Annotated in this window: 11 protein-coding genes; 5 read left to right on the top strand and 6 right to left on the bottom strand. The window is 66.6% G+C overall.

From position 1 onward, the window contains the following. Window positions 1–51 precede the first annotated feature (51 nt). The 6 genes from CCONF_RS10535 to CCONF_RS10510 all read right to left on the bottom strand — a co-directional run bounded on the left by CCONF_RS10535 (window position 52) and on the right by CCONF_RS10510 (window position 9,327). A complete protein-coding gene (locus CCONF_RS10535) occupies window positions 52–687 on the bottom strand; it encodes a DUF1707 SHOCT-like domain-containing protein (RefSeq protein WP_290223519.1) in 636 nt (211 codons plus the stop codon). 10 nt (window positions 688–697) lie between these two features. Next, entirely contained in the window at window positions 698–2,167 is a 1,470-nt protein-coding gene (locus tag CCONF_RS10530; RefSeq protein ID WP_290223517.1) for a cation:proton antiporter, read from the bottom strand. A gap of 87 nt (window positions 2,168–2,254) precedes the next feature. Beyond that, window positions 2,255–5,044, bottom strand: coding sequence for a (Fe-S)-binding protein (locus CCONF_RS10525; protein WP_290223515.1), 2,790 nt, complete (start codon window positions 5,042–5,044; stop codon window positions 2,255–2,257). Between the two features lie 76 nt (window positions 5,045–5,120). Then, window positions 5,121–7,091, bottom strand: a complete 1,971-nt coding sequence (locus tag CCONF_RS10520) for an ABC transporter ATP-binding protein (protein WP_290223513.1) — start codon at window positions 7,089–7,091, stop codon at window positions 5,121–5,123. A gap of 3 nt (window positions 7,092–7,094) precedes the next feature. Then, a complete protein-coding gene (locus tag CCONF_RS10515; RefSeq protein ID WP_290223511.1) occupies window positions 7,095–8,816 on the bottom strand; it encodes an ABC transporter ATP-binding protein in 1,722 nt (573 codons plus the stop codon). Window positions 8,817–8,907: 91 nt separating this feature from the next. Next, window positions 8,908–9,327, bottom strand: a complete 420-nt coding sequence (locus tag CCONF_RS10510) for a methylenetetrahydrofolate--tRNA-(uracil-5-)-methyltransferase (RefSeq protein ID WP_290223508.1) — start codon at window positions 9,325–9,327, stop codon at window positions 8,908–8,910. A gap of 201 nt (window positions 9,328–9,528) precedes the next feature. Between CCONF_RS10510 and CCONF_RS10505 the strand changes: the two genes are divergently transcribed. The 5 genes from CCONF_RS10505 to CCONF_RS10485 all read left to right on the top strand — a co-directional run bounded on the left by CCONF_RS10505 (window position 9,529) and on the right by CCONF_RS10485 (window position 13,519). Further along, a complete protein-coding gene (locus CCONF_RS10505) occupies window positions 9,529–10,314 on the top strand; it encodes a phosphoadenylyl-sulfate reductase (protein ID WP_290223506.1) in 786 nt (261 codons plus the stop codon). Beyond that, on the top strand, window positions 10,314–11,213 hold the full coding sequence (cysD, locus tag CCONF_RS10500) for a sulfate adenylyltransferase subunit CysD (RefSeq protein ID WP_290223504.1): 900 nt from the start codon (window positions 10,314–10,316) through the stop codon (window positions 11,211–11,213). Before CCONF_RS10505 ends, cysD begins: the two co-directional genes overlap by 1 nt. Next, window positions 11,213–12,508 (top strand): sulfate adenylyltransferase subunit 1, encoded by a 1,296-nt coding sequence (locus CCONF_RS10495; protein WP_290223502.1) that lies wholly within the window; start codon window positions 11,213–11,215, stop codon window positions 12,506–12,508. The genes cysD and CCONF_RS10495 overlap by 1 nt, the downstream gene beginning before the upstream one ends. Before the next feature lie 74 nt (window positions 12,509–12,582). Further along, window positions 12,583–12,840 carry an arylamine N-acetyltransferase gene (locus CCONF_RS10490; protein WP_290223500.1) on the top strand — a complete coding sequence of 86 codons (258 nt, stop codon included), beginning with the start codon at window positions 12,583–12,585 and terminating at the stop codon, window positions 12,838–12,840. An 85-nt stretch (window positions 12,841–12,925) separates the two neighbouring features. Then, window positions 12,926–13,519 (top strand): nucleosidase, encoded by a 594-nt coding sequence (locus tag CCONF_RS10485; RefSeq protein WP_290223497.1) that lies wholly within the window; start codon window positions 12,926–12,928, stop codon window positions 13,517–13,519. Window position 13,520: the final 1 nt, after the last annotated feature.

The raw sequence follows: 13,520 nt of genomic DNA, 5'->3' as shown, positions 1-13,520 counted from the left end.
AATTGTGCCACTTTTTCACCCGCGATGACGAAATTTAGACCGGGACGTGTCCTAATCGCTGCGCTTCTTGGCGTCCTTGGACTGGCTCCAGTTGTCCACGCGGCGCTTGGCGAAGTCGAGGGCCTGGCCGGTCAGCTCGCCCGCGGTCTGCTTGTTATGGGCCCACATCAGGGCGCGCTGCTCGGCCTGGGTGGCCAGGATTTCCTTGTGCTTTTGGCGCTCGACCTGGCGGGGGCTGGGCGCGTGCCAGGAGCTGGGGCCTACCTTGAGCACATACAGCGCGATCCACAGCACCGGGATGAGCAGGAAGGCGGCGACGGAGGCAGACACCAACCCCACCGCGGCGCCGACCCCGGCCGCGCCGAAGGCACCGATGAATGTGGAGGTCCCGCCGATGGTCAGCAGCAGGCTGCCGATGAGCCCGGTGGCCAGCTTGGGTTTGCGGCCGGCCTCCCAGGCGCGCTCGACGTCGGCGCGGGAGTAGATCTTCGGCTCGGCGATGGGCTGGTCCGGGATGTCGGTGAACAGGGGGACGATGTCGCGGCGGGTGCGCGCGCCCATGACGGAATCGGAGCGTTCCTCGAATTCGTCCACGCTGAGGCGGCCCTCGCCGACGGCCTTGGCCAAAGCGGTCAGGGCGTCGTTGCGTTCGGCATCAGACAGGCGCAGGGAATCGTCGTAGCTCATACCCAAAAGTCTATCCGTTCTTGCTGACGCCGTCGCCATCCTTTGCGACACCATCCCCAGTAGCCTCAGCTTCAGACGACTCAGACCTAGCCGCCTCGGACCCCTGTCCGTTGTGCCTGGCCTCGTGACGCTTGAGGTTCTCGTGTTCGGCGTTGTCGCGGTCGCGCAGCTCGGCCAGGGAGGTCGGCTCGGAATCATGCGCCGGGGTCTGTTCCACGACGCGCGCACGGTAGGTGGAGCGCTTGCCGGTGACCGGGTCCTTTTCCTGGCACAGGCTGGCCAGGATGGGGAAGATGAGCACGGTCAGCGCGCCGCCGGCGATGAAGAGCGAGGATTGCTCGTTGTCCATGATCCCGGAGCTGACCGCGATGGAGGTCACCGCCACGATGATTGGCAGGCCCGTGGCCGCATAGAAGGCGACCTGGAGGCGCTCGCGCACAGTCTCGATTTCGGAGCCGGTGTGGTGGAGGTTCTCGCGCAAGAAGACCGGCAGGCCGCGGGTGACGAGGATAAGCAGCGGGATGCTCACTACGAGCAGCGGGCGGCTGATGATGACGTTCCAGTCGATCGACATGCCGGAGGCCACGAAGAAGACGGGGATCAGCAGGGAATAACACAGCACGTCCAGGCGGTGCTCGAGGCGCTGGTGGAACTCGTTGGGGATGATCTGGTGGAAAATCATGCCCGCGGCGAACGCGCCCAGCACGATGTCGAGCTCAAAGACCGCGGCCACCGCCATCAGCACGGCGAGCATCAGCATGATGAACCGCAGGATGGTCTGGTTTGTCGAACCGGCGCCCTGCAGAAAGGCGTTGCGCACCAGCGGCATGGCCTTGGCGACCAGTCTCGGCACCATCGCCAGGGCCACCGCGATGGCGAAAAAGCCCAGCAGGATTAGCCCGGTCTGCCAGGTAGAACGCGTGGACAGCAGCAGCGCCATCGCCAGGATGGGGCCGACCTCACCGATGGCCCCGTGAATCATGACTGAGCGGCCCACCTGGGTGCCCATCATGCCGTTCTGCTTGAGCATCGGCGTGATGGTGCCCAGCGCCGTTGAGGTCACCGCGATGGCGATGACGATGGCCAGCGGCAGGTTATCGAAGCGGAAGATCGCCCACGCGCCCAGCAGGCTCGCCGCCAGGCACATCGCCCACGTGGAGGCCGCCGTGCGGGCCTCTTTCGACTTCAGCGACGTGATGTTGATTTCGAAGCCGGCCAGTAAGAACAGCGCACCGACGCCAATCTCGCTGAGCATCTCAATGCCCGGGTCCTCGTGCGCCAGATCCAGCACCGACGGGCCGATAATCATGCCGAAAATCAGCAGCAGCGGCACCGCCGGCAGCCGCCGCCCAGTCATGAAGGAAACCAGGGGCGCGGCCAGCGCAGCGGCCATAATCCACGCGAAGGAGACCAGTGAATTTGTAATTCCTTCGTCACTCGCCGCCAGAATCAGGGCGGCGCCGGAGTCACTATTAAACACCTGCTATACCCTAGCCGGAACAGGCCTTTTCCCAGAACTCAAGCAGCGTCACGCAGCTCACTCACGATGCCGCAGCCGACGCCCGCCTTAGTCGTCCTGGTCGGAGTCTGCCTCAGCGTCCGGTTCGGCATCCGATGCCGAACCAGCAGCCGGGGCCGAAGGAGCAGCGGGCGCTGCGGGTGCGCTCGGCGCTGCCGGCGCGGAAGGCGCGGCAGGTGCCTGGGGTGCAGCGGGTGCAGTAGGAGCCTTCGGTGCAGCCGGGGCAGCAGGAGTGCTCGGCGCGGCTGGCGCACTTGGTGCAGTTGGCGCCGCCGGGGCAGAGGGCGCGGCCGGTGCTTCAGGCGCTGCTGGTGCCTTGGGGACCGAAGGCGCAGAGGGTGCGCTCGGGGCACTAGGTGCCGCAGGTGCCTGGGGAGCTGCGGGTGCAGTAGGAGCCTTCGGCGCAGCCGGGGCTGAAGGTGCGCTGGAAGCTGCGGGCGCGCTAGGTGCTGCTGGAGCAAAAGACGCAGGCGATGCCGGGGCAGCAGGTGCTTTGGGAGCTGTGGGAGCCGAAGACGCGGGACTTGCCGAAGCGGCAGGTGCGCTCGGCACACATGGTGCAGCGGGAGCGCTAGGAGCAGCCGGCGCGGAAGGATTGCTTGGCGCGGCCGGTGCAGCCGGAGCACTGGGAGCAGCGGCCGGCGCGCTAGGTGCTGCCGGGGCCTTGGAAGCAGGTGCTGCTGGGGCTGCCGGCCGTGCGGGCGTGACGGTTTCGGTGTTCGCTGTTTCTGCTGTGTCGGTGGTGTTCTCGGTGGGCTCGGCGGTCATGCGGGTCAGGCGGATGGGCTCGCCGAGGAAGGCCTTGGGGCGGGCTGGCGGCAGGGTGCCGTCGGCATCGGTAGCGATGGAGCTGCGTAGCATCTGGGCGACGTCGGTGACAGGGGTCTTGCCCTCGTTGAGGGTCTTGACGCCGCCGGTGAGCATGACGTTGCAGAAGGGGCAGCCGGTGGCGATTTCCTCGGCGCCGGTGGACAGTGCTTGCTCGGTGCGGAACTCGTTGACGCGGGTGCCGAGCTTTTCTTCCATGAACATGCGGGCGCCGCCGGCGCCGCAGCAGAAGGCGGAGTCGCGGGTGGCGTCCATCTCGTTGACCTTGACGCCGGTGGCCTCCAGCAGCTCCCGGGGCGGGTCGTAGACCTTGTTGTGGCGGCCCAGGAAGCACGGGTCGTGGTAGGTGATGGGCTTGCGGTTTTCCGCGGTGCGGGGCACCGGCTTGAGCAGCCCGTCGCGCACCAGGCGGTTGAGCAGCTGCGTATGGTGGAAGACGTCGAAGTGGCCGTCGAAGTCCGGGTACTCGTTGCGCAGCGTGTTGAAGCAGTGCGGGCAGGTGGTGATGATCTTGCGCTGCCCGGCGGGCACGCCGTCGAAGGTCTCGTTGAGGGTGGCGACGTTTTCCTGGGCCAGCATCTGGAACAGGAACTCGTTGCCGGCGCGGCGGGCGGGATCACCCGTGCAAGTCTCCCCGGTGGCGAGCACACCGAATTTCACGCCGGCGGTGTGCAGCAGATCGACGACGGCGCGGGTGGTGACCTTGGCGGCGTCGTCGTAGGCGCCGGCACAGCCGACCCAGAACAGGTACTCCAGGTCCGCGAAATCGGTCTCGTCCTCACCGATGATGGGGATCTCAATGCCGTCGGCGCGGGCCTGGTCGATCCAGGTGCGGCGCTCAGAATTGTTGCGGCCCCACGGGTTGCCTTTGGTCTCCAGGTTCTTGAACAGGCCGGTCAGTTCCGAGGGGAAATCGGACTCGGCCAGCACCTTGAAGCGGCGCAGATCCGCGACGTGGTCGAGGTGCTCAATGTCGACCGGGCACTGGTCGACGCAGGCGCCGCAGTTGGTGCACGACCACAGGACATCGTCATCGATGACCCCGGCCATGGACAGCACGTCCACGCCCGCGTGCGGGTTGTAGTTATCCACCGCGGCAGAACCGAGGTCCATGACCAGCTTCTTCGGTGACAGGGGCTTCTCAGTATTCCAGGCCGGGCACAGATCCTGGCAGCGCCCGCACTCGGTGCAGGTGCCGGTGTCCAGCAGCAGCTTCCAGCTGCCCGGGGTGAGGTCTTCTTCCAGATCCGGGGTCGGCAGCTTGCCCAGGGCCTTCTCCCCATCCGGGTTGCGCTGGAAGAAGATGTTGAAAAACGCCAGGAAGCGGTGCCACATCACTCCCCAGGTGAACTGGCGGGAGAGGAGCACGATAAACGCCAGGCCGGTCAGCAGCTTGAACAACGCGAAGGCCTGGATGAGCCCCGGGGAGGCCGGCAGCACCTGCGACAGCGGGAGGCTGACAAAGTCGGTGGCCCAGCTCCCGCCGCCGTAGGTGGCGTGCTTGGATGCCTTGACCAGCAGCATGCCGAGTCCCTCGGAAAAGACGATGGCCTCGACCAGGTAGGCGCTGGTGGTCTGCGAATTATAAAAGCGGCTGCCGCGCTCAGTATGGCCGAGCTTCAGGCGGACGGCGACGAGGAAGCCGATGCCCAAGATGGTGCCGAGCGCCAGGACCTCTTCGAGGAAGTGGTAGACCGGCCAGTCGCTCAACAGCGGCCAGCCGCCGGCCGGGTTGAAGGCCTGGATATAGGCCTCAAACCAGACCAGGATGCCGAAGAGGAAGCCGATCATGACCAGCCAGTGCGCGGCGTTGACTAGCGGGCGCCCCTTGAAGTGGGCGTGCCCGAAGACCTCCACCAGCACGCGGCCCAGGCGGTGCAGCGGCTGGTCGAAGCGGTTGAGCTGGGTGGGGCCGCCGGAGCGGATGAAGGAGAACATGCCCCAGGCGCGGTAGCCGAAATACGCCCAGACGGGCAACGAGAGGACAACGGCGATCCAGCCGGTAAGCATGGGCGGGCTCCTTCATTGGCTGCGGATAAGTCAAGGGGGAAAGTACCTTACCTAGACTAAAGGGTAGGGCGTGGAATCAAGATTTCATATTCATCCGCCAGTAGGCGCCGCGCCGGGCGAGCAGTTCGGAGTGGCTGCCTTGCTCGACGATGCGCCCGTTGTCCATCACGATGATGACGTCCGCGTTCCGGATGGTAGAGAGCCGGTGCGCGATGATGAACGAGGTGCGGTTGGCGCGCAGAGCGTTCATGGCGTCCTGGACCAGCATCTCGGTGCGGGTGTCGACCGAGGAGGTGGCCTCGTCCAGGATGAGAAGCGCGGGCTGGGCCAGGAAGGCGCGGGCGATGGTGATGAGCTGGCGCTCGCCGGCCGAGACTGAGCCGCCGTCCTGATCGATGACGGTGTCGTAGCCATCCGGCAGCGAGTGCACGAAGCGGTCCACGAAGGTGGCCTGGGCCGCCTCAACGACCTCCTCGTCGGTGGTGTCCAAGCGCCCGTAGCGGATGTTGTCGGCGATGGTCCCCTTGAACAGGACCGCGTCCTGGAGCACCATGCCGACCTGGCTGCGCAGCTGCCCGCGGGAGAGCTCGGCGGTGTCCGTGCCGTCGAGGAGAATCCTCCCGGAGTCGATGTCGTAGAAGCGCATGATGAGGTTGACTAGCGTGGTCTTGCCCGCCCCGGTGGGGCCGACGATGGCGGCCGTCTGGCCGGGTTCGACGCGCAGGTTGAGGTCCTCGATGAGCGGGGTCTGGTCGTCGTAGGAGAAGCTGACGTCGCGGAACTCAACCAGCCCGCGGGCGCGCTGCGGCGAGCTCCCTCCGGCCGGCGCCGGATCCGGGGACTGTTCGTCGGCGTCTAGGAACTCGAAGACGCGCTCGGCCGAGGCGACGCCGGACTGGATCTGCTGCATCATGCCGCCGAGCTGGCCCAGCGGCTGGTTGAACTCGCGGGAGTACTGGATGAACGCGGTGGCATCGCCCAGCGTCATCTGCCCGTGGGCCACGCGCAGGCCGCCGAGGACGGCGATGGCCACGTACGACAGGTAGGAGACGAACTGCATGATGGGCATCATCATGCCGGACAGGAACTGCGCGGAGGCGCTGGCCTCGTAGAGCGCGGTGTTGCGGTTATCGAATTCTTCCTGCATGGCCTGGGTGCGCCCGAAGATCAGGGACAGCTCCTGGCCGGTGAAGGACTCCTCGACCTGTCCGTTGAGCTGGCCGGTAGAGCGCCACTGGGAGACGAACTGGCGCTGCGAGCGGGTGCCGATGACCGCCATGATGACGCCGGTCAGCGGGATGGCTAGCAGCGCGACGAGCGCGAGCTGCCAGGAGACCGTGAACATCATGACGGTTATACCTGCCATGAGCAGGAGGTTGTAGAACAGCTGGGACAGCGCCTGCTGCAGGGCCTGCTGGACGTTGTCCAGGTCGTTGGTGGTGCGCGAGAGGAGGTCGCCGCGCTGGGTGGTGTCGAAGTAGCTCAGCGGCAGCGCGTGGATTTTGGCCTCGACGTCCTGGCGCAGCTTAAAGACCGTGTCCATCACCAGGCGGTTGAGCACCAACCCCTGCCAGAGCTGGAAGCCCGAGCCTAAGACGTACATGGCGATGACAATCAGGATGAGCTGGCCAAGCTTGGTGAAGTCGATCCCGCTGCCGGGCACCAGATCCATTGCGGCCGCCATGTCGGCCATCCGGTCGTGGCCGGTCTGGCGCAGGCCCTCGACGGCCTGCTCGGCGCTGAGGCCGGCGGGCAGCTGGCGCGAGACGACGCCGGAGAAGATGACGTCCATCGCGCGCCCGAGCACCCGGGGAGCGTAGACGGTGAGGAAGACGCTGCCGACGGTCAAAAGCCCCACGAATGCGAGCTGCCACTTGTAGGGTGCGAGCAGGCCCACCAGCCGGGTGGCCGAGGGCCAGAAGTGCTTGGCCTGGCGGGGCGCGGCCCCGGACCAGTCGTCGCCGGAGACCTGGGACTCGAGAGCCGCCAGCTCCGCGTCGGTGGGCTGGGAATCGGTGGGCTGGGAGGTGGAAGGAGTATCAGCCATGGTTTAGGCCCTCGCAGTCTCTTGAGATTCGACGATTTCTCGGTACGTCGGGGAGGTGGTGAGCAATTCTTCGTGGGTGCCGCGGGCCACGATCCGCCCGGCCTCGAGCACGAGGATCTGGTCCGCGTCCTGGATGGAGGCCACGCGCTGGGCGACGATGATGGTGGTCGCCTCCCGCGCGCGTTCCTGCATGGCCTCGCGCACGCGAGTATCGGTGAGCACGTCCAGGGCGGAGAAGGAATCATCGAAGAGGTAGACCTGGGGTCGGGCGACCAACATGCGGGCGATGCACAGGCGCTGGCGCTGGCCGCCGGAGACGTTCGTGCCGCCCTGGGCAATCGGCATGTCGAGGTCGTTGACGAAGTCGGCCTGGGCGATGCGCAGGGCGTCCCACAGATCGGCATCGCTAGCTGCCGGGTTGCCCATCCGCAGGTTGCTGGCCACGGTGCCGCTGAACAGGAAGGACTTCTGCGGGACCATGCTGACGCGCTTGACCAGGGCGGCCCTAGACATCAGCGCGGTGTCCGCGCCGTCGATGAGGACCTGGCCGGAAGCCGGCAGGTAGAGCCGCGGGATGAGCGAGATCAGCGTGGTCTTGCCCGCGCCGGTGGAGCCGATGATCGCGGTCGTGCGTCCGGGGTGCGCGGTGAAGTTGATGTCGCTGAGCACGGGTTCCTCGGCGCCGGCGTAGCTGAAACTGACCTCGCGCATCTCGACGGTGCAGCCAGTCCCCGCGGCTGGCGGGTCCTGCGGGTTGGCCGGCTCGTCGATGCTGGGCGAGTGGGCCAGCACTTGGGTGATGCGCTTGGCGCAGACCATCGCGCGGGGGAACATGACGGCCATGAACGAGCCCATCATGACCGCGGCGAGGATCTGTAGCAGATACTGCAGGAACGCCGTCAGTGAGCCGACGGCGACATCGCCGGCCTCGATGCGGTGGCCGCCGAACCACAACACCGCACCGGTGGCGACGTTGAGGATGACGGTGATGATGGGAAACATCAGCACGAAGAGCTGGCCGATGCGCAGCGACAGTTGGGTCAGCTGGCGGTTGTCCTCGGTAAAGCGCTCGGTCTCGAAGCGTTCGCGCACGAAGGCGCGCACCACGCGGATGCCGGCGATTTGTTCGCGGACCGTGCCGTTAAGCGCGTCCAGCTGCAGCTGCATGCGGCTAAACAGCGGCACCAGCTTGGCGATCAGGAGCCCGATGACCACCAGCAACACGCCCACGGAGACCCAGACCAGCCAGGACAGCCCGGCGTCCTCGCGGATGGCCATGATGACGCCGCCGATGGACATGATGGGCGCGGTGATGATGAAGTTGAGTGCCATCAGGTAGACCATCTGCACCTGCTGGACGTCGTTGGTGGCGCGGGTAATCAGCGTCGGCGTGCCGAAGTGGTGCAGGTCCTCGGAGGAAAAGCGCGTGACCTTGGCAAAGACCTCCCGGCGCAGGTCCCGGCCCAGCCCCATGGCGGTGCGGGAGCCGAACCAGACCGCGGCGACGGCGGTGAGCACTTGGACTAGGGCCACGCCCAGCATGATAGTGCCGGTGCGCCAGATGAAGGGCACGTCGCCGCGGGATACGCCCTCGTCAATGATGCTGGCGTTCAGCGAGGGCAGATAGAGCGTCGCCGCAGTCGAGGCCGACTGCAGGACGAGCACCGCGAGGACGAAGCCGACGTAGGGCTTCGAGCGGCTCATAATAATTCGGATAAGTTCCACGCAGGCAATAGTAATCTAAGGCCGGGACACCCGCCTAGAGCTGTGTAAAGCGGTCTGCGCGAGGATCGGGGAAGGCTAGTTGCCTAGAAGCCTAGAAGCACAGTGGCGCCAGGCCGGCGCGGCTGATGACGGCGTCCCAGTCGGTGGGTGCCGCGGGCTCCGCGGTCGCCGCGGCGGGGTGGAAGCAGCCCTCCCAGGTGGTAATCGCCAGGCCGCGGGCGTGCAGCTCCAGGACCAGCAGATCGGGGTCGGGGTGGTTGCTTAGCGCATGCAGCTCGCGGTGGGTGATGTCGCCGTCGGAGCCGACGCGCACGTTGCCGATGAGCCGCAGGTGCGGCATGCCGTCGGTGGGCGTGCCCGGGGCGGCGAAGTGACGCAGGAGCCCGAAGGGGGCGGGCCGGGAGGAGATGAGATCGACACACATGCCGGCCCCGATGAGTCGTTCCGTGGCGGAAAGCGCGGCGGGGCCGTCGCCGATGACGGCGACGCGCGAGCCGAGGGCGCTAGGCATGATGACCTCCTTAGTGCAATTCGTCTAGACCGTACTGTCTGTAAATATAGTCCGAGCGGTTCAGTATGGGGGCAATTATATTCTGCCCGTTCCCCAAGTACAACGCCCCCGTGGGTGCCCGGAGCTGGAACTTCGGCTGCGCGAACCGGCCGCATTACCTAGAGTAAGGTGCACTGACCCCAAAGGAGCGCACTTAAAATAATGACAACAAACGTGAACTTGCTGGGTGGTGGTAAGAATTATCGCGACGCCAGCCAGAGTCCGGAAGGAACCCGGGACACCGCGCCACTGCCGCCCGCGGTAGCCGCCGCCAACCAGGAACTGGTGGACCGCTGGGCGGACAAGCTGTACAACGCCAGCGCGGAAGAGATCATGGACTTCGCCGTGAACCACGCGCCGGGCCGCGTGGCGGTGACCATGTCCATGGAAAACACCGTGCTCGCCGAGCTGGCCCACCAGGCCGGGCTCGACGGGGATCTGCTCTTCATCGATACCGGCTTCCACTTCCCGGAAACCCTGGAGACCGCCGACGCCGTCGAAAAGCGCTACCCGGACCTGCCGCTGCGCCGCATCCGGCCCCTGCTGACCCCGGAGGAGCAGGACGAAATCTACGGCCCGCGCATGTACTCCTGGGACGTGGCCTCCTACAACCGCATGCGCAAGGTGGAGCCGCTGAACATGGCCATGGATGACTACGTGGGCTGGATTACCGGCCTTCGCCGGGCGGACTCCGAGCACCGTGCGGAAGCCCCAGCGCTCAGCCTGGACCGCACGGGTCGGCTCAAGATTTCGCCGATGATCACCTGGGATCTGGATGACACGGATGCCTACATCCGCGACCACGCCCTCATCATCCACCCCCTTACCCTGCAGGGGTACCGCTCCATCGGGTGCGCGCCCCTGACCTTCCCCGTGGCAGAGGGCGACGACGCCCGCTCGGGACGAGTATTCGCTGACGGCAAGACAGAATGCGGGTTACACGAATAATGACTGCACTTTCCCCACACCTGAAAGATCTAGAAAACGAATCCCTCCACATCCTGCGCGAGGTAGCCGGCCAGTTCGACAAGGTTGGGCTGCTCTTTTCCGGCGGTAAGGACTCCGTGGTGGTCTTCGAACTGGCCCGCCGGGCCTTCGCCCCGGCCACCGTGCCCTTCGAGCTGCTCCACGTGGACACCGGGCACAACTTCCCGGAGGTCATCGAGTTCCGCGACCGCTTGGTCGAGGAATCCGGCGCCCGCCTGCACGTGGCCAAGGTCCAGGACTGGATCGACCGCGGCGACCTGCAGGAGCGCCCCGACGGCACCCGCAACCCGCTGCAGTCCGTCCCGCTGGTTGAGACCATCGCCGAGCGCGGCTACGACGCCGTGCTGGGCGGGGCGCGCCGCGACGAGGAGCGCGCCCGCGCCAAGGAACGCATCTTCTCCGTGCGCGACTCCTTCGGCGGCTGGGACCCGCGCCGCCAGCGCCCGGAGCTGTGGAACCTCTATAACGGTGCCAAGATGGCCGGCGAGAACATCCGCGTTTTCCCGATCTCCAACTGGACCGAGTCCGACATCTGGGAATACATCGGCGCCCGCGGCCTCAAGCTGCCCGATATCTACTACTCCCACCAGCGCGAGCTGTTCAACCGCAACGGCATGTGGCTGGCCCCCGGCGAGTGGGGCGGGCCGGCCGAGGGCGAGGAGCTGGTGACCAAGACCGTGCGTTACCGCACCGTCGGCGACATGTCCTGCACCGGCGCCGTCGAGTCCACCGCCTCCACCCCGGATGAGGTGCTGGCCGAGATTTCCATTTCTACCCTGTCCGAGCGGGGCGCCACCCGCGCGGACGACAAGCTATCCGAGTCCGCCATGGAAGATCGCAAGAAGGAGGGCTATTTCTGATGCCTACCACCCAAAGCCCGTCCCCGGTCCAGGGAGTGGATCAGCTCAAAGAGCGCGAGACGCTGCGCCTATGCACCGCCGGTTCCGTAGACGACGGCAAGTCCACCTTCGTCGGCCGCCTGCTGCACGACACCAAGTCCGTGCTGGCCGATCAGATGGAGTCCATGGAGCGCAGCAGCGTTGACCGTGGCTTCGACGGCATGGACCTGTCCCTGCTGGTCGACGGCCTGCGCGCAGAGCGTGAGCAGGGCATTACCATCGACGTGGCCTACCGCTACTTCGCCACGGACAAGCGCACCTTCATCCTGGCGGACACCCCAGGGCACGTGCAGTACACCCGCAACACCGTGACCGGCATGTCGACCTCCCAGGTCGTGGTGCTGCTTATCGATGCCCGCCACGGCGTGGTCGAGCAAACCCGCCGCCACGCCAACGTCGCGGCCCTGCTGGGCGTGCGCCACGTCATCCTGGCCGTCAACAAGATCGACCTGGTGGACTACGACGAAGCGACCTTCCGCGCCATCGAGAAAGAATTCGGCGCCCTGGCCGAACGCTTGGGCCTGACCGATACCCAGGTCGTGCCGATCTCCGCACTCAAGGGCGATAACGTGGTCGAGCCCTCCACCCAGATGGAGTGGTACTCCGGCCCGACCGTCCTGCAGGCGCTCGAGGACGTGCCGGTGGCCGGCGGCCGCGCCGAGGACCTGGACTTCCGTTTCCCCATCCAGTACGTCATCCGCGAGCACGCCAGCGACTACCGCGGCTACGCCGGCCGCGTGCAGGCAGGATCCATTGCCGTCGGCGACACGGTGGCCCTGCCGGAGGGCCGCACCAGCACGGTCACCCACATCGACACCACCGATGGGGAGGTAGAGGTCACCCGCGCCGGCGAATCCGTCGTGCTGCGCTTGGCCGACGACGTGGACCTGGCCCGCGGCGACCTCATCGCCGGCACCGAGCGGCCGGAGGCCACCCGCGAGTTCGCCGCCACCGTCGTCGCGCTGACGGAAAAGGACCTAAAGCCCGGCCCGATGGTCAAGCTGCGCTACGGCACCGCCGTGGTCAAGGCCCGCATCACCCAGGTCGAGCGCATCCTGGACCTAGACGGCGTGGCCGACCAGGATGACCCGGAGGCGGTTACCCTTAACGAGATCGCATACGTCGTGCTCCAGACCCCGGTCGAGCTGCCGGTCGAGGACTACGCCGCCCGCGGCGCGGTGGGCAACTTCCTGCTGGTGGACCCGAGCACCGGCAACACCCTGGCGGCCGGCTTCGTGGGGCGGCGCCTGCGGTAGCCGGCGGCAGGGCCCGCGTATCATGGGCCTCCACCGACGTAGGCGGCTGAGGGAAGCCGCCCGGCAATAAGGAGGTGCCCAGGCACCATGCTGGAACAGTACCGCGACCGGGTATCCGGTCCGCCCGCGCTTGCCGATGCCGCGGCGGCTTCTGCTTCGAGCACGCGGAGATCATCCAGCAGGTCTTAGGCGAGCTGGGAGTAGAACACCACCGCTTCCTGGCCCGCGTGCTGCTGCGCGGCAGCGAGGAGCCGGGCGCAGCCACCCACTTCGACATCGAGGTGAATCCGCACCACGCAGCTACCTTGTGGGAATTCGCCCACCAGGGCTGAGGTCGCGGCGCGATCGCGGGGAGCGGCGGGCACTAAACCCGAGCCGCCGTGCTAAGCGATCCGGTGTCCACGTAAGATCGAAAGTATGAGATGCATTGCTGATAAACCGCTGTTTGTGGCTGCCGTCGACGCTGAAGCGGCGCACGTCCCTGACGACGCCGCACTGCTGATTACCGGCATTGGGACGCTGCCGGCCGCAATCTCCCTGACCGAGGTTCTGACCGAGGCCCGCCTGCGTGACGAGATGCCCTCTCGGGTGGTCAATATCGGTACCGCCGGTGCCCTGCACGACGGCCTAGCCGGCGTCTTCGAGGTGGACGCGGTTACCAAGCATGATTTCATGCTGGAGGTCCTGTCCGACCTCGGCAAGTACCTGCTGCCCGAGCGCATCGAGCTGCCTACCTCCGGGCGCCTGCCGGTGCGCTCGCTGGCCACCGGCGACCTTTTCGTCTCCGATACCCAGACCCGCAACCGCCTGGCCCAGGAATCCGCCCTGTGCGACATGGAGGGCTACTCCGTGGCCGCGGTCTGCCAGCGCTTCGAGGTCCCCTGCACCCTGCTCAAGCAGGTCTCCGACCCGGCCGACGAGTCCTCCGTGGGCACCTGGGCCGGCGTGCTGGACCGTGGCGCCCGCCAGCTGATGTCCGCCGTCACCGACTTGGGCCTGTTGCCGCGCTAGT

Origin of the sequence: Corynebacterium confusum (assembly GCF_030408715.1) — a bacterium.
GTDB classification, from domain to species: domain Bacteria; phylum Actinomycetota; class Actinomycetes; order Mycobacteriales; family Mycobacteriaceae; genus Corynebacterium; species Corynebacterium confusum.
The sequence above is the reverse complement of the archived record's forward strand: the minus strand, read 5'-3'. Positions and strand labels throughout refer to the sequence as shown.

Coding starts and splice junctions, on each gene's coding strand:
- CCONF_RS10510 (WP_290223508.1), bottom strand. CDS start 9,327: ATGCCTAGCGCCCTCGGCTCGCGCGTCGCCGTCATCGGCGACGGCCCC.
- CCONF_RS10485 (WP_290223497.1), top strand. CDS start 12,926: ATGAGATGCATTGCTGATAAACCGCTGTTTGTGGCTGCCGTCGACGCT.
- CCONF_RS10495 (WP_290223502.1), top strand. CDS start 11,213: ATGCCTACCACCCAAAGCCCGTCCCCGGTCCAGGGAGTGGATCAGCTC.
- CCONF_RS10525 (WP_290223515.1), bottom strand. CDS start 5,044: ATGCTTACCGGCTGGATCGCCGTTGTCCTCTCGTTGCCCGTCTGGGCG.
- CCONF_RS10520 (WP_290223513.1), bottom strand. CDS start 7,091: ATGGCTGATACTCCTTCCACCTCCCAGCCCACCGATTCCCAGCCCACC.
- CCONF_RS10505 (WP_290223506.1), top strand. CDS start 9,529: ATGACAACAAACGTGAACTTGCTGGGTGGTGGTAAGAATTATCGCGAC.
- cysD (WP_290223504.1), top strand. CDS start 10,314: ATGACTGCACTTTCCCCACACCTGAAAGATCTAGAAAACGAATCCCTC.
- CCONF_RS10535 (WP_290223519.1), bottom strand. CDS start 687: ATGAGCTACGACGATTCCCTGCGCCTGTCTGATGCCGAACGCAACGAC.